The sequence below is a fragment of the Methylocystis bryophila genome (assembly GCF_027925445.1).
GTDB lineage: Bacteria > Pseudomonadota > Alphaproteobacteria > Rhizobiales > Beijerinckiaceae > Methylocystis > Methylocystis bryophila.
This window is the reverse complement of the sequence record NZ_AP027149.1, coordinates 3,061,851-3,083,143: the sequence shown is the minus strand read 5'-3', so window position 1 is coordinate 3,083,143 and position 21,293 is coordinate 3,061,851. Positions and strand designations below refer to the sequence as shown.

General features: G+C 63.5%; 21 protein-coding genes, 1 tRNA gene and 1 pseudogene. 15 read left to right on the top strand and 8 right to left on the bottom strand.

Annotation, left to right across the window (positions count from 1 at the left end; translation table 11 throughout):
- Window position 1 precedes the first annotated feature (1 nt).
- Window positions 2–343, top strand: coding sequence for a DUF1491 family protein (locus QMG80_RS14390; RefSeq protein ID WP_085769796.1), 342 nt, complete (start codon window positions 2–4; stop codon window positions 341–343).
- A 94-nt stretch (window positions 344–437) separates the two neighbouring features.
- Here the strand turns inward: QMG80_RS14390 and QMG80_RS14385 are convergent, their stop codons facing one another.
- Complete coding sequence (locus tag QMG80_RS14385) at window positions 438–1,529, bottom strand: DUF2336 domain-containing protein (protein WP_102938032.1); 1,092 nt, start codon at window positions 1,527–1,529, stop codon at window positions 438–440.
- 140 nt (window positions 1,530–1,669) lie between these two features.
- On the opposite strand from QMG80_RS14385, the gene QMG80_RS14380 reads away from it, so the two are divergent.
- The 3 genes from QMG80_RS14380 (at window position 1,670) to QMG80_RS14370 (ending at window position 3,752) form a co-directional block, all read left to right on the top strand.
- Entirely contained in the window at window positions 1,670–1,930 is a 261-nt protein-coding gene (locus QMG80_RS14380; protein WP_085769794.1) for a hypothetical protein, read from the top strand.
- Window positions 1,931–1,984: 54 nt separating this feature from the next.
- The gene (locus tag QMG80_RS14375; protein ID WP_085769793.1) at window positions 1,985–2,542 is read left to right on the top strand and encodes a LemA family protein; all 558 of its coding nucleotides are present in this window, start codon (window positions 1,985–1,987) and stop codon (window positions 2,540–2,542) included.
- Window positions 2,543–2,663: 121 nt separating this feature from the next.
- On the top strand, window positions 2,664–3,752 hold the full coding sequence (locus tag QMG80_RS14370) for a M48 family metallopeptidase (protein ID WP_085769792.1): 1,089 nt from the start codon (window positions 2,664–2,666) through the stop codon (window positions 3,750–3,752).
- Here QMG80_RS14370 and QMG80_RS14365 read toward each other — a convergent pair.
- The 3 genes from QMG80_RS14365 to dapF all read right to left on the bottom strand — a co-directional run bounded on the left by QMG80_RS14365 (window position 3,710) and on the right by dapF (window position 6,651).
- Window positions 3,710–4,450 carry a TerC family protein gene (locus tag QMG80_RS14365; RefSeq protein WP_085769791.1) on the bottom strand — a complete coding sequence of 247 codons (741 nt, stop codon included), beginning with the start codon at window positions 4,448–4,450 and terminating at the stop codon, window positions 3,710–3,712. The genes QMG80_RS14370 and QMG80_RS14365 overlap by 43 nt on opposite strands.
- Window positions 4,451–4,582: 132 nt before the next feature.
- On the bottom strand, window positions 4,583–5,719 hold the full coding sequence (locus QMG80_RS14360; protein WP_245300288.1) for a MiaB/RimO family radical SAM methylthiotransferase: 1,137 nt from the start codon (window positions 5,717–5,719) through the stop codon (window positions 4,583–4,585).
- Between the two features lie 65 nt (window positions 5,720–5,784).
- The gene (dapF, locus tag QMG80_RS14355) at window positions 5,785–6,651 is read right to left on the bottom strand and encodes a diaminopimelate epimerase (RefSeq protein ID WP_085769789.1); all 867 of its coding nucleotides are present in this window, start codon (window positions 6,649–6,651) and stop codon (window positions 5,785–5,787) included.
- 240 nt (window positions 6,652–6,891) lie between these two features.
- Here dapF and QMG80_RS14350 point away from each other — a divergent pair, with 240 nt between their 5' ends.
- The 3 genes and pseudogenes from QMG80_RS14350 to QMG80_RS21600 all read left to right on the top strand — a co-directional run.
- A complete protein-coding gene (locus tag QMG80_RS14350) occupies window positions 6,892–7,572 on the top strand; it encodes a GyrI-like domain-containing protein (RefSeq protein WP_085769788.1) in 681 nt (226 codons plus the stop codon).
- 149 nt (window positions 7,573–7,721) lie between these two features.
- Window positions 7,722–9,293, top strand: coding sequence for an AAA family ATPase (locus QMG80_RS14345; protein WP_085769787.1), 1,572 nt, complete (start codon window positions 7,722–7,724; stop codon window positions 9,291–9,293).
- 1,106 nt (window positions 9,294–10,399) lie between these two features.
- Window positions 10,400–10,489: pseudogene (locus QMG80_RS21600) on the top strand (GyrI-like domain-containing protein); the annotation flags it as partial.
- Here QMG80_RS21600 and QMG80_RS21595 read toward each other — a convergent pair.
- A complete protein-coding gene (locus tag QMG80_RS21595) occupies window positions 10,489–10,686 on the bottom strand; it encodes a hypothetical protein (protein WP_342586557.1) in 198 nt (65 codons plus the stop codon). The pseudogene QMG80_RS21600 and the gene QMG80_RS21595 overlap by 1 nt on opposite strands.
- Between QMG80_RS21595 and QMG80_RS14335 the strand changes: the two genes are divergently transcribed.
- The gene (locus tag QMG80_RS14335; RefSeq protein ID WP_245300286.1) at window positions 10,652–10,732 is read left to right on the top strand and encodes a hypothetical protein; all 81 of its coding nucleotides are present in this window, start codon (window positions 10,652–10,654) and stop codon (window positions 10,730–10,732) included. The two genes, QMG80_RS21595 and QMG80_RS14335, sit on opposite strands and share 35 nt — an antisense overlap.
- 20 nt (window positions 10,733–10,752) lie before the next feature.
- Here the strand turns inward: QMG80_RS14335 and QMG80_RS14330 are convergent, their stop codons facing one another.
- Window positions 10,753–11,160, bottom strand: a complete 408-nt coding sequence (locus QMG80_RS14330) for an ester cyclase (protein WP_085769785.1) — start codon at window positions 11,158–11,160, stop codon at window positions 10,753–10,755.
- Window positions 11,161–11,290: 130 nt separating this feature from the next.
- The gene (gene pap, locus QMG80_RS14325; RefSeq protein WP_085769784.1) at window positions 11,291–12,808 is read right to left on the bottom strand and encodes a polyphosphate:AMP phosphotransferase; all 1,518 of its coding nucleotides are present in this window, start codon (window positions 12,806–12,808) and stop codon (window positions 11,291–11,293) included.
- Between the two features lie 201 nt (window positions 12,809–13,009).
- Here pap and QMG80_RS14320 point away from each other — a divergent pair.
- The 4 genes from QMG80_RS14320 (at window position 13,010) to QMG80_RS14305 (ending at window position 16,523) form a co-directional block, all read left to right on the top strand.
- Window positions 13,010–13,086 (top strand) — tRNA-Arg (locus tag QMG80_RS14320).
- Between the two features lie 144 nt (window positions 13,087–13,230).
- On the top strand, window positions 13,231–13,773 hold the full coding sequence (locus QMG80_RS14315; RefSeq protein WP_085769783.1) for an RNA polymerase sigma factor: 543 nt from the start codon (window positions 13,231–13,233) through the stop codon (window positions 13,771–13,773).
- Window positions 13,770–15,857, top strand: a complete 2,088-nt coding sequence (locus tag QMG80_RS14310) for a vWA domain-containing protein (protein ID WP_085769782.1) — start codon at window positions 13,770–13,772, stop codon at window positions 15,855–15,857. Before QMG80_RS14315 ends, QMG80_RS14310 begins: the two co-directional genes overlap by 4 nt.
- 267 nt (window positions 15,858–16,124) lie before the next feature.
- A complete protein-coding gene (locus tag QMG80_RS14305; RefSeq protein WP_085769781.1) occupies window positions 16,125–16,523 on the top strand; it encodes a hypothetical protein in 399 nt (132 codons plus the stop codon).
- A 174-nt stretch (window positions 16,524–16,697) separates the two neighbouring features.
- Here the strand turns inward: QMG80_RS14305 and QMG80_RS14300 are convergent, their stop codons facing one another.
- Entirely contained in the window at window positions 16,698–17,312 is a 615-nt protein-coding gene (locus tag QMG80_RS14300) for a hypothetical protein (protein ID WP_085769780.1), read from the bottom strand.
- A gap of 124 nt (window positions 17,313–17,436) precedes the next feature.
- On the opposite strand from QMG80_RS14300, the gene dusB reads away from it, so the two are divergent.
- From dusB to ntrC, 3 genes are read left to right on the top strand one after another with little or no spacing between them, the layout of a single operon-like run.
- Window positions 17,437–18,468 carry a tRNA dihydrouridine synthase DusB gene (gene dusB / locus QMG80_RS14295; RefSeq protein ID WP_085769779.1) on the top strand — a complete coding sequence of 344 codons (1,032 nt, stop codon included), beginning with the start codon at window positions 17,437–17,439 and terminating at the stop codon, window positions 18,466–18,468.
- Window positions 18,465–19,592, top strand: coding sequence for a two-component system sensor histidine kinase NtrB (locus QMG80_RS14290; protein ID WP_085769778.1), 1,128 nt, complete (start codon window positions 18,465–18,467; stop codon window positions 19,590–19,592). Before dusB ends, QMG80_RS14290 begins: the two co-directional genes overlap by 4 nt.
- Window positions 19,593–19,626: 34 nt before the next feature.
- Window positions 19,627–21,099, top strand: coding sequence for a nitrogen regulation protein NR(I) (gene ntrC, locus QMG80_RS14285; RefSeq protein ID WP_085769777.1), 1,473 nt, complete (start codon window positions 19,627–19,629; stop codon window positions 21,097–21,099).
- The last annotated feature ends 194 nt before the right edge of the window (window positions 21,100–21,293 follow it).

Below are 21,293 nucleotides of genomic sequence, written 5' to 3'. Positions count from 1 at the left end.
AATGCGCCTGCGCTCCGACATCTTCGTTTCCGCACTCATCCGCCGCGTCGAGGTCGCCGGCGCCGTCGCGATGCTGCGCCGTCGGGGCGCGGCGGAGGCGGGGGCGATCTACGTCAAGGTCGACCGACTTGACGGCTCGGCGGCGCTCTATGGCCCGGCGGCGCAGTCGGAAGCGATCGACCCTGGCGTCGCGCGCCTCTTCCAGCGCCAGCACGCCGCGGAATGGCTCGATCCGGGCGAGATCGAGGCGCGACTTGCTCGTGAGGTCGACTTCGATCCGGACCTCTGGATCGTCGAGATCGAAGACCGTCAGGGTCGGGCCTTCCTCGATCTCGCAAAGTGACCTCCGCTGCAGGGGAGCAGGAGGCTCGCTGTCCGGAGGCGCCAGGAGAGTGAGACCACGGCTTGCATCGGTCGCACGCTATTGAGGCGAGATCTCAGGCGATCCTTCCCAGGCCGTCGCTCTTCCGCGCCGGAGTCGGCGCGTTGGCGCGCGGCGCGGCCTTGCGCCAGGCTGCGGCCTGCGACATCGGCTCGTCCTGCGTCTGCGCACGCCGCGAAGGCGAGCGATCCTGCCGCGTCACGCCGGTCATCGCCGCGACGATGGAGGCGGCGGCGCGATAGGGGGTCGCAGCGATGAGCTCACGCAGCGCGCCTAGTCTTGCGACGTCGGCGGAATAGGGGCGGCCGGCCGCCAGCAGGATGCGATTGGCGCGTTCGAGCGGAACGCCCAAGGCTGTGAGCGCCAGCGCCAGCGGCTCGCCGCTTTCGTCGCAGAAAAGGGCGCGCACGCGATCCTTACGGGCGTCGAGCGCCGCCGCCAGCGCAGCGACGAACCATTCGTGGTCCTCGTCGATCGCCAGGATTTCGAGTTCTTCCGCAAGCTCGTCCTGCCGCGGCGGCGTTTCGATTGCGCCGGCGAGCATCGCCGCGCGGCAGGCCCCGACGAGGATCGCGGCGCGTTCCTCGCGCGTGGCGAAGAGGAAAAGCGCCTCGCTTGCGCCGCCTGCCGGATTGCGGCCGAGGAGCTCGCGGGCGACGACGAAATCATCTCGCGCCGCTTCGGTCAGGAGCTTCAGCGTCGGAGGGTCTAAACGAAGCTCGGGATTGGCGGCGAGCGCTCGAAGAATGCGGGGATCGCCGCGAGCGAGCAGCTTTGCGACCAATTCGCGCGAGAGATCGGCGCGGCCCGCGACGGCGACCGCCATCTCGATCGGTCCCCGTTCGACGAAGGCGAACAGCAAGCTTTGAGGCGTCGCGGCCGCCATGCGCAACGCGATGCGCGCCGGCGCGCCGCCGCGCTCCAGAAGACGCAAGACCAGATTGCGCGGCGTTTGCGGGTGCCGACAGAGCGGCTCGGCGACCGCTGCGGCGCCTTCGTCGTCGACGAAAGCGAGAAGATCGCCCGCGAGTCTTGCGAACTGACGCAGCTCGTCGGGGCGATGGGAGGCGCGCGAGACGAATTGCTCGACGATCGCAGCGAGCACTTTTCGCTTCTCCGCTTCCTTCTCCTTTTGGTCGTCCGTCATTTGAACGCAATTCCCTCGTACTCGACACTTCATCAGTTTAGAGGGTTGGCGTTGACGGAACATTAACCCTCGGCGACCCTAATCGGCCCCGGAGGCCGAGTGCGGGTTTTGATGGCCGATTCGGGGGGCTTTTGACGACGATGGCCGAGATCATTCCGCTGCGTCCCGCCGCGCGAGCGGCTCGGGCGGCGCCGCCGCCGCCAGAGGGCGCGCAGATACTTTTCTTCCTCGGCGTGCGCTACTCGCGCGTCGAAGAGCAGGACGAACCGAAGCGCAGAGCGCGCAAGACGCGCGGCGAAACAGAAAGCGGCAAGAAGCGATCCCGTCGCGCCTCGGAAGGGACGCCGCCGGGCGCGAGAACGACGAAAGCCCGCCTTCCCACGCTGACGAAACGAGGTTAAGCTCCTACGAGCAGTCGCGGCGTCTCGCGCGCCGCAATCTCGGGGAGTGGAGCGATGTTTCTGTTGCTTCTCGGCGTCGTCGCGGTCGTCGCGCTCTGGTTGGTCTCGTCTTATAACGGGCTCGTGTCGATGCGGCAGCGAGCGGGCCAGGCCCTTTCCGACATTCAGGTTCAACTCAAGCAGCGCCACGACCTCGTTCCCAATCTGGTCGAGACCGTCAAAGGCTATGCGGCGCATGAGAAGTCGACCTTCGACGAGGTCGTGAAGGCGCGCAACCTTGCGACCGCCGCGCAAGGGCCCGCAGCCCAGGCCTCGGCGGAAGCCGCTCTCGGCGGCGCCTTGTCGCGGCTCATCGCGATCGCGGAGAGCTATCCCGACCTGAAGGCCAACGCCAACTTCCAAGCTCTGCAGTCGGAGCTCTCCGACCTCGAGAACAAGATCGCGGCGTCGCGGCGCTTCTTCAACAACGCCGTCTCCGAATTCAACGCGGCCTGCCAGGGTTTTCCCGGCGTGCTGATCGCCCAGCGCTTCGGCTTCAAGCCAATGGATTTCTTCGCGCTCGACGAGGGCGAGCGCAAGGCCGTCGAAGAAGCGCCGAAAGTGCAGTTTTGACGCGTTACGCTGGCCGTCCCCTCTCCCGCGGAGCGGGGGAGGGCAAGGGAGGGGGCTCATGCGCAAAGCTTGACGCTCTTTGGTTGGGCGCTTCCCGTCCCTAAAACAAGGCGAGCCGCGCATGTTCAAAGCCTATGGGCTCTATTCGCACATTCGCGCGAACCAGCTGCGAACGATGTTTCTCCTGGCCGGCTTCGTCGTGCTGCTCGTCGCGTTGATGTTCTCGATCTCTCTCCTCTTCGAGGCGCTCTCAGCGGACGCTCCGCTCGAGGTTCTTCTCGCGCGCGCCGTGGCCGACGTGAAGCAGGGATGGCCCTTCGCGCTCGGTGGGGCCGCCCTCTGGTTCTGCATCGCCTTTCTGTTTCATCAGCGCATGATCGATTACGCGACGGGCTCCGCAGGCATATCTCGAAAAGAAGCGCCCCGGCTTTACAACCTGCTCGAGAATCTGTGCATCTCGCGCGGCATCCCGATCCCGGCGCTGAAGATCATCGACGACGAGGCGCTGAACGCCTTCGCCTCGGGCCTTCGCGAGGGGCATTACAGCGTCTCAGTGACGCGCGGCCTTCTCGCGCGGCTGGACGACGCCGAGATCGAGGCAGTGCTCGGTCATGAGCTGACGCATATCCGCAACCGCGACACGCAGGTGATGGTCGTCGCCACGATCTTCGCAGGTATTTTCGCCTTTGTCGGCGATCTGATGTTTCGAAGCTGGAACTTCCCCTTCGGCTTTTCCCCCCGCCGGGACAATTCGCGCGAAGAGCGTGGCGGCGGCGGCGGCGCGATCTTCGCGATCGTCATCGCGCTCCTCGTCATCGCCCTGAGCTGGGGGGCTTCCGTGCTGATCCGCTTGGCGATCTCGCGGGCGCGCGAGTTTCTCGCCGACGCCGGCTCCGTGGAGCTCACGAAGAACCCCGATGCGATGATCTCCGCGCTGCGCAAAATCGAGGCGCAGGCGGCGATGCGGCAGATCCCGTCGCGCATGCAGGCCTTTTTCATCGAGAGCCCGGCGCTCCAGCCCGAATCCGGCGTCTTCGCCACTCATCCGTCCGTCGACGAACGCGTCGCGGCGCTCGTCGAGTTCGCTGGCGGGCGCGACCTACCGCTCGGGCCGACCCCGCAAGAGGCAGGGAAAGACGCCCCTGGCGGGTTCCTCCCGCCCGACGTTCAGTCCTCTGCGGCGCCGCGGGAAAGGGGTCCCTGGGGCTGACTTGACGACAGGAAGCGCCGTTCCGGCGTCGCCGCGTCTCTCGTCGCCGCCTTCCAGAGCCATGCAAGCGCGAGCACGAGGGCGCAAACGGCGGCGCCCGCGAGAATATCAGCATGTGGCGGCAGCGCGCCGAAACGCGCCAGGAAAGGGTCTGTCGTTGCGAGCTCTCCGGCCGCGAAGCCGAGGAGCCCCGCGCCGAGGAAGATCAGTATCGGAAAGCGATCGAAAATCTCCATGAGCGCGCTGGCGCCAAACATCACGATCGGCGCCGAGAGCGCGAGACCAAAGATGATGAGAGGCAGCGAGCCATGCGCCGCGGCTGCGATGGCGACGACATTGTCGAGAGACATCACAGCGTCGGCGACAACGATTGCGGTGACCGCGCTGATGAGATGAGGCTTCGCCTCGATCTCGGAATGATCAATCTTCTGGTTCGGCAGCTTGATCGCGATGGCGATCAGCATCAGCGCGCCCAGGAGCTTCAAGAGCGGGATCCCCATCAGCTGGAACACGATCATCGTGAAGCCAACCCGGAGCGCCACGCCAAACAGCGCGCCAAGCAGCACGCCGAGGCGGCGGCTCTTCTGCGGCAGGCCCCGGCAGGCGAGCGCGATCAGCACCGCATTGTCGCCCGACAAAAGCAGGTTGATCCAGACGATCTCGAGGATCTTAAGGGCCAGCGCGGCGAAGTCGGACATCTAAACGCGTTTCCGGTGAGCGCCATTGGGCGCGAGGGGCGCGCTGTGGCGCCGAGGTTCGAGGTGACAGTAGCAAATTTAGCGCCCTTTTCGCTCGAACGGAATCATCCGAGCCGAACGCGGGCTCGCGCGTCAGCTCAGCAGCATCCGCCCGTCGTGGCCCGTAACGCTCACGTCGAACAGCGTCCCGGGCTCGGCCCCAGGCGTGCGCACGAGCGTGAAATCCGCGGCGCGCGCCTGTCCGCCGCGTTCGGCGAGCACGCGCAGGGTCTTCCCGAGCTGCGCTTCGAGATGGCGCTTCAGTCGTCGCTCGCCCAAGGCTCTCAGCCGCGCGGCGCGCTCGAGAACCGTCTCTCTGTCCACTTGCGGCATGAGGGCGGCGGGGGCGCCCGGCCGGGGCGAGAAGGGAAAGACGTGGAGATGCGTGAGCGCGCAGTCTTCGACGAGCTCGAGCGTGCGAAGGAACATCTCCTCCGTCTCGGTCGGGAAGCCTACGATGAGATCCGCCCCCAGAACCGTCTCCGGACGCGCCTCGCGCAAGCGCCGGCAGAAATCGACGGCGTCCTGGCGCGAATGGCGACGCTTCATGCGCTTGAGGATGAGGTCGTCGCCCGCTTGCAGGGAAAGATGCAGATGCGGCGCCAGTCGCTTTTCCTGCCCCATGGCGTCGATGAGCTCGAAGCCTGCCTCGACGCAGTCGATCGAGGACAAGCGCAGACGCGCGAGATCGGGAATCTCGGCAAGCAGCATGCGCGCGAGGCGGGGCAGGCTCCAGTCGTCGGGGAGATCGGCGCCATAGGCCGTCAGATCGACGCCGGTCAGCACGATCTCGCGCTTGCCGCTTTCGACCAGCGCCTGCGCGACTTGCAAGACCTCGGCGGGCGGCGCGGAGCGCGAGGCGCCCCGGCCGAAGGGAATGACGCAGAAGGTGCAGCGGTGGTCGCAGCCGTTTTGCACGGCGAGGAAGCCGCGCGTCCCCTCGGCGGCTGCGACAGCGCGAGGCGCCGCGCCCGCCGCCGGATCGAGAGTCTTGTCGCCGTTCGGGATCACGCGCGTGACGCCGGGCATGGCGGCGAAGTCGCGCCCGTGAAGCTCAGCCGCGCAGCCCGTGACGATGATGCGGTCGGTCGGTCGCTCGCGTCCAAGCCGCCGCACGGCCTGGCGGGAGCGGCGCAACGCCTCGGCGGTGACGGCGCAAGTGTTGACGATAGCGAGATTCCGCTCGCCCGAAGCGCGCGCCTGACGCGCGAGCTCTTCGGATTCGACCATGTTCAGTCGACAGCCGAGCGTCACAGTCTCGACGCCGCCGGCCGGCGAGAGGGCAGGCGGCGCGCTCACGCCGCAAGCCCCTCGAAAGTTCGCGCCGCGAGCGTCGTCTCGAATTCGAGCGCGACGGGTCCGCTCATGTGGACGTGATCGTCGTCGCGCCATTCGATGGTCAGATCGCCGCCGGGAAGCCTCACGCGGGCGCGCCGCTCCGCGCGACCCGTTTGCGCCGCGGCGACGAGCGTCGCGCATGCGGCCGAGCCGCAAGCCTTGGTCGGGCCGACGCCGCGCTCGAAGACTCGCAGCAAAATGTCGTCGCGTGCGCGCATCTCGGCAAAAGACACGTTGACGCGCTCGGGAAACAGTGGATGGCGCTCAATCTTCGGGCCGAGGCCGAGAAGATCGACGCCTTCCGCGTCCGCGACGAAGAAGACCGCGTGCGGATTGCCCATGCCGACGGCCGAGAAACGCGCCGGCGCGCCGGGAACGGGAGGATCGAGCGCGACATCGGCCAGATCCCCGACATCGCGGGCCAAGGGAATCTCGCGCCAGGCGAGCCGCGGACGTCCCATGTCGACGCGAAAGTAGAATTCCTCCTCGCGCCAGCTCGCCACCCGACCCGCGTCGGTCTCGAAGACGACGGCCGGCGCGCCCTCTGCGCGGGCGAGCGCGAAGGCCGCGCAACGCGTGCCGTTTCCGCAGGCGGCCGACAGCGACCCGTCGACATTGTAGATCGTCAGCGCGGCGTCGGCGCTCCTTTCGCGAGGATCGTGGATCACCATGAGCTGATCATAGGCGAGCCCGGCCTGCGTCGCGATCGCGCGCGCTTCCTGCGGCGACACGGAGAGCGCGGCGCCGCGCAGATCGAGAACGAGAATTTCATTGCCGGCGCCGTTCATGCGAAGAACGGGACGGCCGGCGAGTGCGTGGGGCATGGGGGTGTCGCTCGAGGGCTCTTGGCGAAGTATAAGCGAACACGCGCCGATGCGCCACGCGTCCTGCGGGAAGGCGTGCGCTCGGGCCTCCCCCGCCATGGGGGCGCCCTTTGCAAGGGACCTGCAAGGGACCTGCAAGGGACCTGATTGTCCGGCGGGAAGCGTGTAGAGTCTTCCGCAGGACAAAATTTTGAGCGAGTTTGCCCCGGACAGGCGGGAGCGGCAGCAGAGGACGTGCGGATGGCGAATTTCAACGGGTTCAAGAATCTCGGCCGGATTCTCGGCGTCGTCGCCGCGCTCGTCATCGTCCTGGGCGTCGCGGGCTTCTATCTGCGAAAGCAGCTCGCCCCCCCTGCGCCTGTCCCTGTCGGCGAGCACGCGCCGGCGCCCGGGAAGACGCCGCCGCCCGAGGCTAAGGAAGAGCCGGGGAAGGGGCAGGAGAGCACGGAGGCCAGTCTCGAGAGCCAGACCGTGGAGCTTGCGGCGCGTCCGGCGCTGACGCTCAAGGGGGAGGCGCCGCTCGACGACGCGCAGAAGGCCATTGCGGAGGCGCTCGACAAGCTCAACGCCGCCGCCGCGAAGGCGGGCGTGAAGCTTTCTGGAAAGCCGATCGCCGTCTTTTCCGAAACCAGCGAGAAGGCCATTCGTTTCGAGGCGATGCTGCCCCTCGAAAAGGCGCCGGAAGGAAAGGGCAAGCTCGAGGGCGGCGTCGAGATCGGCGCGACGCCGGCCGGCAAGGCCCTGAAATTCGAGCACCGCGGCCCCTATGAGGACATCGAATCGACTTATGAGGCGATCACCGCCTTCCTCGACGAGAAAGGGCTCGACACGAAGGACGGCTTCATCGAGGAATATCTCAGCAACCTCGCCGACACGGAAGACGAGGAAGGCGAGGTCGACATCTACATCTTCGTGAAGTAGGCGCGCCACGATGCGCGGCTTTCAAGGCGAAGGTACGTTGTTTGCGAGATTAACGATGCTGGTAGGCAGCGCCCTTTGCCTTCACCGCGAAGAAACCTTCAGTTAGGATACTGGCGGGCGGCTAACGCGCCGAAGGGACGGATTGACTGATGATCAAATTCGGTGTTTCCAATCTAAGGCGATTGAAGGACGTTCCGCCCCTGGAATTGCGACCAATTACTGTCCTCGTCGGTCGCAACAGCAGTGGCAAAAGCACCTATCTTAGGTCTTTACCCCTGTTAAGGCAGTCTATTAACACAAGAACTAGCGCTCCTATCCTTTGGTATGGGGATTTGGTAGATTTTGGATCTTACGAAACTACCGTTACGGAGAACGCAATAAACAATACAATATCTTTTACTTTCTCATCCGATACTCTAGAATCGAGAAGGACTTGGCAATTCCCCGAGAACGATGAAAATCGAATTGATTTCAAAGGTGTTACCTACGCAATCAGCATTGTCCCAGAAGGATTCCAGACGAGAATCAAATGTTTGAAGTTAGAGTTTCAGGAGCCGGGCTTAAGTTATCATATTGAATTGGGTTCTGATGGAAAAATAGGCTCTATCAATGTAAATGGTAATGATATACGTAAGGAAATCAGCGAGTTTGCCCTGGTTCTTACGCCCGGATCAGTATTCCCGGAGCTTCATGTTGCGCGTAGGACGTCCGGACCAGATCGTTTTTATTTCCCACCAAGGGACGATTTCTTAATAGATGCTGTAGTGATTTTCTTGAAGCAAAATTTTTCGTCCAGGGTGAGTGATGAAAATATTGCAAATATGGCGTATCGGCTAGTTCAAATGGGTCCGTCGACCAAAAATATTCTGGAGCGTGGAAGAATAAAAACAGGTTCCCAGCAGCTCAACAGATTTTTAGAAGTTCTGTCCAGCAAGGACAAAGTGACTATGCGTCGTGATTTCGGCAATGTTTTAGCTGCCTCTTGGTTTCCCGAGTTACTAAACCGTACAACCGCAATGTTTCGAGCGATGGTATCAAATATGCTTTACATAGGCCCGGCCAGAGCGCGCAGCGAGCGCTATTATCGCTACCAGGAGCTTGCGGTTTCTGAAATTGACCCTGATGGGAAGAACTTTCCTATGTTTCTTAATTCGCTTAGCGGTAGCCAGTTACGACAGCTGTCGAGGTGGATCGAAAATCTTTTTGGGTATGGACTGACTCTTTCCCGCTCCGGCGGTCATATCAGCATAAACTTGGACGAAAAAGGGGCTGCTTCTAACCTTGTTGATGTCGGATACGGCGTTTCTCAAATCCTTCCGGTTCTGGCACAGATCTGGTGGGCTCGCGAGCGGGAGCGACCGCTTTGGATGGGCAAAAACACCATTCCTACCTTTTTGGCTATCGAGCAGCCGGAGTTGCATCTTCATCCAGCGCATCAGGCTCTTTTGGCTGACGCGCTTGTCGGTGAAGCCGCTTTACGCGGTTCATCGTCTAGACCCAATAAGGTCCATTTCCTGGTAGAGTCTCACAGCGAAACATTTATAAATCGGCTTGGTCAGCTTGTGTCTCAGGGGAAGATCAAGCCTGAAAGCGTTAATATTGTGGTTTTTTCACCCGATGATGAAGAGGAGCGGATCACAAAAGTCCAGGTGGCTACCTTCAACGAGGATGGTTCACTCGAGAACTGGCCTTACGGTTTTTTCCAAGCCACGGTGGACTGACAAGTATGCTGTTTCGCATAGCGTTATCCGATGAAGAACTTCGTGAATGCGATAGCGGAGCGCTCGAGGAGTCCGTAACGGAACTCTTAAGAGCGCATCGCGTGGGTAATCACCTAGTTGTGATGGAGCGTAATTGTGCCCGCTCTCTGAAAAATTTAATTCAATTCGCCCCCCGCGACCTAAGAGTTGTTGAAAGACTTGAGCAGGAGTTCACCCAGACTGGCTGGCTTCACACGAAAGCGAAATCGTACGTGGAAATGGTGTCAACCGGAGAAATGCGAGTCTGTGGAAGTGCCATAAAAGTGCCGGTAGGTCACCTAGGCCACGCTAATGTCGGCGAAGTACCAAAATTGCTGGTTGAAAATGGAGTTAGCGATGGCTTTGTTATTGGCTATATCCTAAGATGTCTACAGAGGAGGAAGGGCTTGCCAAAAGTTCGCTTTGATCCTTTACATGGAGGAGGTGCTTCTCTCCCAAAAATCTTCGAGGAGCAGCTAAAGAGGCGAAGCATTATTTTTTGCGTAGTTGACTCAGACAGAAGGAGTCCTTCTCACCCCCCGTCTAGAAGTGCGAGTCAAGTAATCGAGGCGTGTAAAGCAAATGATTGGAAGCTTGCTGGAGCGTTGGTGCTGCCCTGTCACGAGATTGAGAACGTTATTCCATTTGAAGTAATCTTAACGTTGCAATGCGCTGTTGGATGCAGTTGGAATGGATTTATACGACGAATAATCGATTGGGAAAGAGCAAATGGTGTGCCGCCTCCAAACGGTTTTTGGCTATTCTTCGATATTAAGAAGGGATGCTCTAGCCTATACGATGTTCACGAAATGGATTTGCATTGGTTCACTCAGCGAATCGGTGCGGCGGGCATTAGCAGCGAGGAGTGGAATCACGCTGGGTACGGCAGTAACGTGGTAAATCTACTTGAGCAGGATCATCGAGGCCTATCTGGCTTAGCGACGGAGATAAATAAGCCTGAGTGGCTTAGCGTATTTGGGGGGGTATTTGAGGAGCTGTCTTGGTTTTTCGCCGCCTCGGAAGGTATCAGGACCTAGCTCACCGGAGAGCCGTATCGGGGGGGTTCTCGTCCTGCACTTGACTCCAAAATTTGCTGCGGCGTCGAGGTTGGCGCCACGCCCGCCGGCAAGGCGCTCAAGTTCGAGCACCGCGGCCCCTATGAGGACATCGAATCGACCTATGAGGCGATCACCGCCTTCCTCGACGAGAAAGGGCTCGAAACGAAAGACGCTTCATCGAGGAATATATCCGCGACCTCGACGACACGGAGGACGAGGAAGGCGAGGTCGATATCTACATATTCGTGAAGTAGGGGCGCAGCGGAGGAGCTGACGGCGGCGGTGTTGTTCCTGTGCTCCGACGAGGCGCGTTTCATCGTGGGCCACCTGCTTGTCATCGACGGCGGCTGGATCGCGCGCTAAGGGCGGCGCCTCAGCGACAGTCACGCGCCCAGTTGCTTCATCAATCCGAGAGCGTCCATCAGGATTCGCGTTTCTTTGATTTTGCCGTTCTCCAGTCGGTCGATCACCATTCCCCACACCGTGACCGGCTTTCCCATGGCGGGAACGCCGAAAAACGCGGCGCGGTGAGTTCCCGTCCAGATGAAGCGTGTTAGCACCTTATCTGCTTCGGCAATCTGTTCTTCGACGGTCCAGCGCATGTCCGGAAAGGCGATAAGCAGCCCTCGGAGAACTTCTTTTAGGCCCGAAAGCCCGGGCCCCTGACCGGGGAAAGGCTCCAGCTCGACCACGTCTTCCGCGACATAGGCTCCCGCCGCGTCCACGTCGCCTCTATTGATGGCTTCCTCAATGAAGCGACAAACGATTTGCTTGTTTCCTTCGGCGTTCATTATCTTCCTTTCGTGCGATGAGCCCTTGAGGTCGCTGTGACCCTTCCCGCGGCCGCCATCAGATGAAAGGCGCGCGCGAGCTCGTAAAGAGAGCGTAGGACGCCGCGACGCCGATCTGAAATGACTAGCCCTAAAGCTCCTCCTCGAGGCGATCGACGATCGTGCGCAGCACTTTGAGCCGCGAGTATTTCTTGTCGTTCGATTCGACGAGCGTCCAGGACGCGCGGCGGGCGTTGGTGCGGTCGATCATCTCATTGGCCGCTTCCTCGTACTGCGCCCATTTGCCCCGGTTGCGCCAGTCCTCTTCGGTGATCTTGTAGCGCTTCGCCGGGCGGGCCGCGCGGTCCGAGAAGCGCGCAAGCTGCTCTTCCTGGCTGATCGCGAGCCAGAATTTGATGACGAGGATGCGCGCGCGCGTCTGTTGTCGCTCGAAATCATTGATCTCGCTATAGGCGCGCATCCAGTCGTCGCGCGAGCAGAAGCCCTCGACGCGCTCGACGAGCACGCGCCCATACCAACTGCGGTCAAAGACCGCGGTGTGGCCGAGCCTGGGGAGGTGGCGCCAGAAGCGCCAAAGATAGGGTCGCGCAAGCTCTTCGTCGGTCGGCGCCGCTGTTCCATGCACGCGAAATCGCCTAGGATCGAGCCCCGCGCGCACGCGCAGGATCGCGCCCCCCTTGCCGGCCGCGTCATTGCCCTCGAAGACGAGCACGAGCCCCCGATGCGCGAATTTACGGGAGGTCGTCAGCTCGCTCAGGCGGTCTTGCAGCGATTCGAGCGCGCCGCCGTACCCGTCCCGATCGGCGGTCAGGGAGAGGTCGAGCGAGCCGACGAGACTGGCGCGAGGGAGGAGCGGGCCTTCGCCGGGCTGCTCGGGCGTGGGGGCGGGAGTCGGCGCTGGCGTCGGGGCGGGCGCGGCGGCGGCGCTCTCGGCGTTGGCGCGTTCCAGCGCCGCAAGCAGCAGCTCGGCCACAGCGGCGTCACGGTACCGCGGGTCCTCGGCCGCAATCACGGCCCAGGGCGCGTATCCTGTCGAGGTCTTCTCGATGAGGTCGAGCGCGGAGCGGGCAAGTTTCTCTCTCGAGCGCGCGCCCTTGATGTCGTCCCATTCGACGACAATGGCGCGCCTCAGCCGGCCGCCGTCCTCGCGTAATTTCGCGAGGCGTTTCTGCGCGACCGAGTCCTCGACATGCAGCCACAGCTTCACGACCACGACGCCCTCGGCCCGCAGCATCTCCTCGGAGCGATTGATCTCGTCGAGCCCCGTTTCGAAGGCGTCCCGGCTGATCTTGCCCCGGGCGCGATGATGCAGCAGGCGATGGTGCCAGCCGCCGAGCATCAAGCCGATGCGGCCTTTGGCGGGCATGTCCCGCCAATAGCGCCATTCGAGCGGGCGGGCGCGTTCCTCGTCCGTGGGCGCGCCATAGGAGAGCGTCTCAAGGCTGTGGTCGTCCAGCCATTCGTAAAGACGATTGAGCACCTCGCCCTTGCCGGCGCCATCGGAGCCGTTGATGAGCAGGATGAGGCTCTTTTGTTTCCGCTCGACGAACTCGAATTGCGCCTCGAGCAGCCGTTCGCGCAACCGCTCCGACACTTCGGCGAATTCTGACTTGCCCAGCTTGTGCGGCAGACGGACGGAATCGAACATGATGGCCTCCGCTAGAGCGCGTTGCGAAAACGTGGAAGCCGGCTCTTCGCATAAAACGCGTTCTGACCCATTGAAATCAATCACGTTTTCCGAGCTCAGGCGACTCCGCCCGACCGCTGCGTGATCTAAGCGGGCGCCGACGCGCGTCGCCGCGCGACAACCTAGGCAAATTGCGCGGATTCGGATAGAGAGAAGCGCGTCGGTCCCGTAGCTCAGCCGGATAGAGCGACGGTTTCCTAAACCGTAGGTCGCAGGTTCGAGCCCTGCCGGGATCACCACCGGATTTCGGACGAATCAGATCGTTCGGATTGAGATTTGAGCGCGCCGACCGGTCTTTTTTGAGATTTTATCTTTTTGACCCCAAGATTTCCGCCCGCCGCTCCGTCTAAGGGGCACGAGGACGAGAAAAAGGGCGGGGCCATTTGCCGAGCGAAGCAGCCGACGACGAATTGGCGAGACTGGCCGCCCGGGGCGATCGGACGGCCTTCGGCGCGCTCGCGCAGCGCCACTACGACCGCGTCCACGCCCTCGCCTGGCGGTGGAGCGGGACGCGCGCGGCGGCCGAGGACATCGCGCAGGAAGCGATGGTGAAGATGGCGGGGGCCATCAGCGGCTTTCGCGGCGATTGCGCTTTCTCCACCTGGCTGCATCGCATCGCCTATACGACGGCGATCGACCACCTCCGCGCGGCGCGACGCTTTGCGCCGCTGGGTCCGACGCATCAGGCGAGGCTCGAGGCCGAACCCGACGGCGAGACGCCCGAGGAGCGGCAAATGAACGGCGAGCTGTGGGGAAAGGTGCGCGCTCTGCCCGAGCAGCAGCGCGATGCGGTGCTGCTCGTCTATGCCGAGGAGATGTCACATCGGGAGGCGGCCGAAATCATGGGTTGTTCGGAGAAAACCGTGTCCTGGCATCTGCACGAGGCGCGCAAGCGGTTGAGGCTGGCTTTGGAGGCGGCGCAATGAGCGACGATAAACTCGAGCGGCTGCAGCATGCGCCTCCCGCCGCCCGCGAGGCGGCCAAACGCGCGGCGCTCGCCGCGGCGCTAGAAGCGTTCGACGCGGCTGCGGCAAAAAAAGATTGGGACGCGACCCAAGGAACGAGGGCGCAGCCGCGTCTCAGGAACGCATCGACCCGCAAAGAAGGAGGTCAGCCGATGCGTATCCTTGCGAGATTCAACCCTGCTTTGGCCGCGTCGCTGGCGGCGACGCTGCTCGTAGCGCCCGGAGCCCTGTTCTATCTTCAGCGCCAGGCGTCGGCGCCGGCGCAAATGGCGCGGTTGGCCGAAGAGAGCGCGTCTGGCCGCGCGATGGACATGCCGGTAAAACAAGCTCCCCCCGTCGCGCCGTCGCCGGGCGCGGAGTCGCTGCCGACGCCGCCCGTTGCGCTGTCTCGGCTAGCCCGAGGCCCGCAACCGCTCACGGCCGAGGGCGGAGACGTTCTGGCGAGACGCGGGACGCGCGAACAGAGTCGTCGCCCCGCGCCGGCGGCGCCGGTGGCGCAAGTGGCGGCCGTCCAACCAACTCCCCTCGCCGGACCAGAAGCGAGACGGGCGCCGATCGCGCAAGCCGCCAGCCCTCGCGGGGAAGGCGACGCCGACGCCGTCGCGAGGGGCCGCTTGCAAAAAAAGTCCCGAGACAAATTCTCGCAAAAAGAGCCGAGCCCCGTGAAGAGCGTCGCGGCGGAGCCCGTCTCGACCTTTTCGCTTGCGGTCGACACGGCCTCCTACGCCTTCGCGCGGCGCATGGTGAACGCGGGGCGACTCCCGCCGAAGGATTCGGTGCGAGCCGAGGAGTTCATCAATTACTTCCCTTACGCCTATCCGCAGCCCGAGTCGGCCGCCACGCCGTTCAAGCCGACGGTGACGATCACGCCATCGCCGTGGAATCCGCAAAACCGGCTCGTGCATGTCGCGGTGCAGGGCTACGCGTTGCACAGCGCGCAGCGCCCCCGCGCCAATCTCGTGCTGCTGATGGACGTCTCGGGCTCGATGACTCCGGAGGACCGTTTGCCGCTCGTCAAGAATGCGATGCGCTTGCTGGTCGAGGAATTACAACCCGACGACACGATTGGCGTCGTCACTTACGCCAGCGGCTCCGGCGTCGCGCTCGAGCCGACGAAAGTCGCGGAGAAGGAGAAAATTCTCGCGGCCATCGCCGGCCTCGGCGCCGATGGCTCCACGGCGGGCGCGCAGGGCATAATCGACGCTTATCGTCTCGCCGAAGCGCATTTCGACAAGAATGCGGTGAACCGCATCATTCTCTCGACGGACGGCGACTTCAACGTCGGCGTGACCGATCCGCGCGAGCTGCAGGCCTTCGTCGAGCGCAAGCGCAAGAGCGGGATCTTCCTCTCGATCCTCGGCGTCGGTCAGGACAATTACAACGACGCGCTGATGCAAAAGCTGGCGCAGCACGGCAATGGCGTCGCGGCCTATGTCGATACGCTGAACGAAGCTCGGAAAGTTCTCGTCGAACAGGCGTCGTCCACGCTCTTTCCCATCGCCAAGGACGTGAAGGTCCAAATGGAGTGGAATCCGGCGCGCGTCTCGGAATACCGCCTGATCGGCTACGAGACGCGGAACCTGCGACGGGAGGACTTCAACAATGACGAAGTCGCCGCGAGCGCCATCGGTTCCGGGCTGACCGTGACCGCCATCTACGAAGTGACGCCGGCCGGTGCGGAGAAGCTTAATGATGAGCTGCGCTACGGCAAGAAGACCGAGCCGCGCGCGGCGGAAACGGGGAGCGGCGAATGGGGCTTTCTGAAGCTGCGCTACAAGCTGCCGAAGGAAGACGCATCGCGGCTGATCGCGCTGCCGATCGAGGATTCTATGGCGAAAAAGAGCTTGTCCGAGGCTTCCGACGACGTCCGCTTCTCGATCGCGGCCGTGGCCTACGCCCAGCTTCTGGAGGGGGCGCCCTATCTCAAGGGCTATGGCTACGACGACGTCGCCGCGCTGGCGCAAGGCGCTAAGGGCGAGGACCGCTTCGGCTATCGCGCCGAGTTCGTTAATCTCGTGCGGCTGGCGAAGTCCGCGCAGCCCTGATTCGCCTGCCGAAGGTGGCTTTTGCGTCGGCCCGATCCTCGCCGGCGCAAATGGCTCCGACCTTCGCAAGCGCGGCCTTGCCAAAACCCAAAAATAGGAGAAGGTGCGCGGAGCGGCCGGCCATTCCGCCTAGAGCGCGACACGAAAAAGCGGAAAGCGGTTTCCGCGCAATGCGCGCTCTAACCTTTAGAATCGATCACGCTTTCTGCGTTCAGGCGGCTCCGCTTGAACGCAGCGTGATCTACAGCTTCCCCGGAGTCACGATCTATGCGAGCCAGATTTTCGCTGTTCATCCTGATCGCCGCTCTTGCGACGCCGGCGGTCGGCCGTGCGCAAGAAGGATGGTACGGCGGCGGCGACGGGGACGGCTATGCCCGCCATGAGTATTTCGAGCGGCTGCGGATGGCCTGCGATGACGGCGACGATCGTGCCTGCTGGCGGCTCAGGCAAATGCGCCAGCAACGGCGCGCGCGGGAATATGGCGGCTGGGGCGGTGGAGGAGGGGGACCGGCCTATGTCGCTCCGCCGGTCAACAAGAAGGAGGCCGTTTGCTCGGCGCTTCGCGTGAATTTCAACAATTGCGTCGCACAGCAGCAGTCGAATCCCTGGCAGCACATCGACTGCAAAGCCTGGCCGCTTCAGCTCAGCGCGAATGGATGCCTTTGAGCTTCGAGCGGAATCGTTGGAGCAGGGAGTAGCCACTCTAAATCAAAAACTTAGAGCATGTCCTGACGGGAAAGCCGCTTCGCATTCTTCCGTGGCATGCTCTAAGATTGGGCGACAAACCTATCGCGGATTGCGCGATCGATCGCTGCGGAAAGCGCGCAGAAGGAGGAAGTCCTAGCCCTTGCTCGTGCGCTGCGCGATCTCGCTTTTGAGGCGCTTCCAGAGCTCAATGACGTGCGGCTTCGCCCATTCGAAAAACGCCTTGCCGCCTTCAAAGGCCAGTTGACCGGCCGTCTTGGCGAACTCGACCAGGCGGTCGAACCAGGGCAAGAACGGGCTGTCCGCGGGGATTTTTGCGCGCACCCACGCGACCGATTGGGAGAGGATCTGCGAAATTGCGAAGGCCAAGAGGATCCAGGGATCTTCGCGCTGCGCATGCTCGGCGAGCTTTTGCTCCATGGAACTGCGGTAGCGCGCGAAATCCGACGCGACCTCGCCGCTCTTGCGGCGCTCCTCGTCGAGCTGACGCGTGAGCTCGGCGATCTGCGCCGACTCCTGCCGCTCCAGCACCTCGCAAGCCTCGGCCCTTTTGGCGTTGGCGCGCGCCTCGAGCAGAGCGCCGTCGACGTCTTTCGTCGACTCGTCGACCTGAAACGCCATGGACTCATATTGGGATAGCAGCTCGTCGCGCTGTCGGGTGACCTCGCGCAAGCGTACAAGCAAATCTATGCGCTCTTGCTTGCTGCGTTCGATATCGACGCCCGGCTTTGAAGTGAGATCATCGGACAATGCTGCCTCCTGCGATGGCGCCGACCATAAAGCGGCCGCGCCCTGCCGTCCAGGCGCTGCGCGTCGATAACAGAGTCAAGGCCATCTTGCCCTTGTGGCTGTCAATGCTTATGCTTCATGCAAGATGGAAACTGCCGAAACTTTAGGCGACTGCGCGCCGCCAATCCGGGTAGGACGCTTCGAGCTTTCCGGCAGAGCCTTCCTTGCGCCGATGGCGGGCGTCACGGACGCCTCGATGCGCGGCGTCGCTCTGCGATTCGGCGCAACGGCGGTCGTCGGGGAGATGGTCGCCGCCGCAGGCCTTGCGCGCGGCGACCGCGAGACCCGCACGCGGCTAGCGCGCTCGCGCTCGGAGGGAGGTCCGGACATCGTGCAAATCGCCGCTTGCGACCCCGAGGGCGCCGCTCGCGCGGCGGGCGGGGCGGTCGAGGCCGGCGCCGAGTGGATCGACCTCAACATGGGCTGTCCGTGCAAGCGCGTAACCGGCGGACTCGCCGGCGCGGCGCTGATGCGCGATCTTGATCTCGCGCGGCGCATCGTGGCGGCGGCGGTCGAAGCCGCCAGGGTTCCGGTCAGCGTCAAGATGCGGCTCGGCTGGGACGAGGCGTCGCGCAATGCGCCTGCGCTCGCTCGCGCCGCACAGGAGGAGGGCGCAGCGTTGGTCACGATCCACGGCCGCACGCGCCGACAGCTTTACCAGGGCCGCGCGGACTGGGCGGCGATCGCCGCCGTGAAGGCCGCCGTGCAAATTCCCGTCATCGCCAACGGCGACTGCGATTCTCCACAGGCCGCCAAGGATATGCTGCGGCTCTCCCGCGCCGACGCGGTCATGATCGGGCGCGCGGCGCTGGGACGACCCTGGCTCGTCGGCGACGTCGCCAGCTATCTCGATACCGGGCGCCTGCGGCCCGAGCCTTCTCTCGCCGAGCGTCTCGAGATCGCGCTCGAGCATCTTACGGCGCTCGGCCGGGCGATGGGGCCGCTCGCCGGGCTGCGTCACGCCCGCAAGCATCTCGCCGCCTATGTCGATTGCGCCGGTCTTGGCGACCGCGATCCCGCGAGGCGGCGCGCCTTGCTCGTTGAGACGGACCCCGACGAAGCGAGGCGGCTTCTCGCCGGGATATTCTCGGCGCCCTCGCTCGAGGCCGCGGCATGAAGATGGAACGCAAAGGCGTGGGGCTCGGCGTCAACGCCACGTCGCGGTTGCGCGTCCTCAGCGGGGAGGGCCGAGCCTGCATCCTCGAGGCGTTGCCGCACGTCATCATCACGGTCCGCGCCGATGGGACGATCGGCGACGCCAACGCCGCCGCCGAGAGCTTCTTCGAAATCTCAAAGCCGATCCTCATCGGCGCGGCGCTCGACAAGATCTTGCCCTTCGGCTCGTCGCTGCTGACGCTCATCGCCGAGGTGCGTGAGCGCGGCGCGCCCATCAATGAATATAAGGTCGATATCGGACGTTTCGCGGCCGACGAGCGGCGCGTCGACGCCCATTGCGCCCCGCTGCCCGGCGATCAGGGAGAAGTTTTGGTTGTGCTGCAAGAACGCACAATTGCTGAAAAAATAGACAGGCAGCTCACCCATCGCGGCGCAGCCCGCTCGGTCTCTGCCTTGGCCGCCATGCTCGCGCATGAGATCAAGAACCCGCTCTCCGGCATCAGAGGCGCCGCCCAGCTACTGGAATCTGGCCTTGGCGACGAGGACCGCGCGCTCACGCGCCTCATCTGCGACGAGACCGACCGGATCGTCCGACTCGTCGACCGTATGGAGGCCTTCTCCGACCAGCGTCCGCTCAAGCGCGAGAAGATCAACATCCATGCGGTGCTCGACCATGTGAAGCAGCTTGGGCGCTCGGGCTTTGCGCGTCATGTGCGATTTGTCGAGAGTTACGATCCTTCCTTGCCGGCGCTCGCGGGAGACCGCGACCAGCTCGTGCAGGTGTTCTTGAACCTCGTCAAGAACGCCGCGGAGGCGATTGGCGACGCTCCCAATGGCGAGATCGAGCTCTCGACCGCCTTTCGTCCGGGCGTCAGCCTCCGCATGCGCGGCCAGGACCGGGCGGTCGGGCTGCCGCTCGAGTTCCGTGTTCGCGACAATGGTCCGGGCGTGCCCGAGGAAATCCTGAGCAACATCTTCGACCCCTTTGTGACCACCAAGACTTCTGGAACTGGCCTTGGACTTGCTTTAGTCGCCAAGATCATCAACGACCACGGCGGCGTCATCGAATGCGAATCAAAGCCCGGCAAAACCTGCTTCCGCGTCCTCATGCCGATGTACCGGTAATTGCGTTAGAGGATTGGAAGAGGAGAGACGGCCGATGACGCGAGGCGAGATCCTGGTCGCCGACGACGACGCGGCGATCCGCACGGTCGTCGCGCAGGCGCTGTCGCGCGCGGGCTACGAGGTGCGCACGACGGGCACGGCGGCGACGCTCTGGCGCTGGGTGCAGTCAGGAGAGGGCGATCTCGTCGTGACCGACGTTGTGATGCCCGACGAGAACGCCTTCGAGCTGCTGCCGCGCATCAAGAAGCTGAGGCCCGAGCTGCCCATCGTCGTGATGAGCGCCCAGAACACCTTCATGACGGCGATCCGTGCTTCGGAGCGCGGCGCCTATGATTATCTGCCGAAGCCCTTCGACCTGAAGGAGCTCGTCGGCATTGTGGGCCGCGCGCTCGCCGAGCCCAAGAAACAGGCGGTCGGCGCGGGCGAGGAGTTCGAGCGTATGCCGCTCGTCGGGCGCTCTCCGGCGATGCAGGAAATCTACCGTTCGCTGGCGCGGCTGATGCTGACGGATCTGACCGTGCTGATCCACGGAGAATCCGGCACAGGCAAGGAGCTTGTCGCCCGCGCGCTGCACGACTACGGCAAGCGCAAGAAGGGCCCCTTCGTCGCGATCAACATGGCGGCGATCCCGCGGGATCTGATCGAGAGTGAGCTCTTCGGCCATGAGAAAGGCGCCTTCACCGGCGCGGCGCAGCGCTCGGCCGGCCGTTTCGAGCAGGCCGAGGGCGGTACGCTGTTCCTGGACGAGATCGGCGACATGCCGATGGAGGCGCAGACGCGGCTTTTGCGCGTGCTGCAGCAGGGCGAATATACGACGGTCGGCGGCCGCACGGCGATCAAGACCAATGTCCGGATCGTCGCGGCGACGAACAAGGATCTGCGCATACTGATCCAGCAAGGACTGTTTCGCGAAGATCTCTATTTCCGGTTGAATGTCGTGCCGCTGCGGCTTCCGCCGCTCAGGGAGCGCACCGAGGACATACCCGACCTCGCCCATCATTTCTTCAAGCAGGCGGTCGCCGAGGGGCTTCCGCAGAAATACATCGAGCAGGCGGCGCTCGACCGGATGAAGCGCTATCGCTGGCCGGGCAACATTCGCGAGCTTGAAAATCTGATCCGCCGACTCGCGGCGCTGCATCCGCAGGAGGTCGTGAGCGAAGCGCTGATCGAAGCGGAGCTTTCGGCCGAGGCGCCGCGTCCAGCCTCGCTCCTCGCTCCGAGCGGGGCGACGGCCGGCGCCGACCGCGAGCTGGAGAGCGGGCAGACGCTTTCGTCTTCGGTCGAGACGCATCTCGCGCGGCTGTTTCGCGACTGCGGCGAAGTCCTGCCGCCGCCCGGCCTCTACCACCGCGTGCTTCGCGAGATCGAGGTCCCGTTGATTTCCGCGGCGCTCGCCGCGACGCGCGGCAACCAGATCAAGGCCGCCGAGCTGTTGGGGCTGAACCGCAACACGCTGCGCAAAAAGATCAATGATCTCGACATCAGACTGATGCGCGCGCCACGATAGAGGCTTCTTTCTCCTTGGGAATCGGGCGCCTGCGTGCTATCGTCCGATGCGGAGGCCTAAGGCCTGGGCGCCCTGAGCGATCCGGGCCTTAGCAGCTTGAGGATTGCCGCAGCCTGAAACCTTGGCGCAATTTCACATGACGAAAGCGATGCGCCCAAAGCGCTCTTTGACGGGGTCATATTTGGCGCGACGAA

Coding starts and splice junctions, on each gene's coding strand:
- QMG80_RS14380 (WP_085769794.1), top strand. CDS start 1,670: ATGGCCGAGATCATTCCGCTGCGTCCCGCCGCGCGAGCGGCTCGGGCG.
- dapF (WP_085769789.1), bottom strand. CDS start 6,651: ATGCCCCACGCACTCGCCGGCCGTCCCGTTCTTCGCATGAACGGCGCC.
- QMG80_RS14365 (WP_085769791.1), bottom strand. CDS start 4,450: ATGTCCGACTTCGCCGCGCTGGCCCTTAAGATCCTCGAGATCGTCTGG.
- QMG80_RS21595 (WP_342586557.1), bottom strand. CDS start 10,686: ATGAAACGCGCCTCGTCGGAGCACAGGAACAACACCGCCGCCGTCAGC.
- QMG80_RS14330 (WP_085769785.1), bottom strand. CDS start 11,160: ATGAACGCCGAAGGAAACAAGCAAATCGTTTGTCGCTTCATTGAGGAA.
- pap (WP_085769784.1), bottom strand. CDS start 12,808: ATGTTCGATTCCGTCCGTCTGCCGCACAAGCTGGGCAAGTCAGAATTC.
- QMG80_RS14305 (WP_085769781.1), top strand. CDS start 16,125: ATGCGAGCCAGATTTTCGCTGTTCATCCTGATCGCCGCTCTTGCGACG.
- ntrC (WP_085769777.1), top strand. CDS start 19,627: ATGACGCGAGGCGAGATCCTGGTCGCCGACGACGACGCGGCGATCCGC.
- QMG80_RS14370 (WP_085769792.1), top strand. CDS start 2,664: ATGTTCAAAGCCTATGGGCTCTATTCGCACATTCGCGCGAACCAGCTG.
- QMG80_RS14385 (WP_102938032.1), bottom strand. CDS start 1,529: ATGACGGACGACCAAAAGGAGAAGGAAGCGGAGAAGCGAAAAGTGCTC.
- QMG80_RS14290 (WP_085769778.1), top strand. CDS start 18,465: ATGAAGATGGAACGCAAAGGCGTGGGGCTCGGCGTCAACGCCACGTCG.
- QMG80_RS14390 (WP_085769796.1), top strand. CDS start 2: ATGCGCCTGCGCTCCGACATCTTCGTTTCCGCACTCATCCGCCGCGTC.
- dusB (WP_085769779.1), top strand. CDS start 17,437: ATGGAAACTGCCGAAACTTTAGGCGACTGCGCGCCGCCAATCCGGGTA.
- QMG80_RS14375 (WP_085769793.1), top strand. CDS start 1,985: ATGTTTCTGTTGCTTCTCGGCGTCGTCGCGGTCGTCGCGCTCTGGTTG.
- QMG80_RS14350 (WP_085769788.1), top strand. CDS start 6,892: ATGGCGAATTTCAACGGGTTCAAGAATCTCGGCCGGATTCTCGGCGTC.
- QMG80_RS14310 (WP_085769782.1), top strand. CDS start 13,770: ATGAGCGACGATAAACTCGAGCGGCTGCAGCATGCGCCTCCCGCCGCC.
- QMG80_RS14360 (WP_245300288.1), bottom strand. CDS start 5,719: ATGGTCGAATCCGAAGAGCTCGCGCGTCAGGCGCGCGCTTCGGGCGAG.
- QMG80_RS14345 (WP_085769787.1), top strand. CDS start 7,722: ATGATCAAATTCGGTGTTTCCAATCTAAGGCGATTGAAGGACGTTCCG.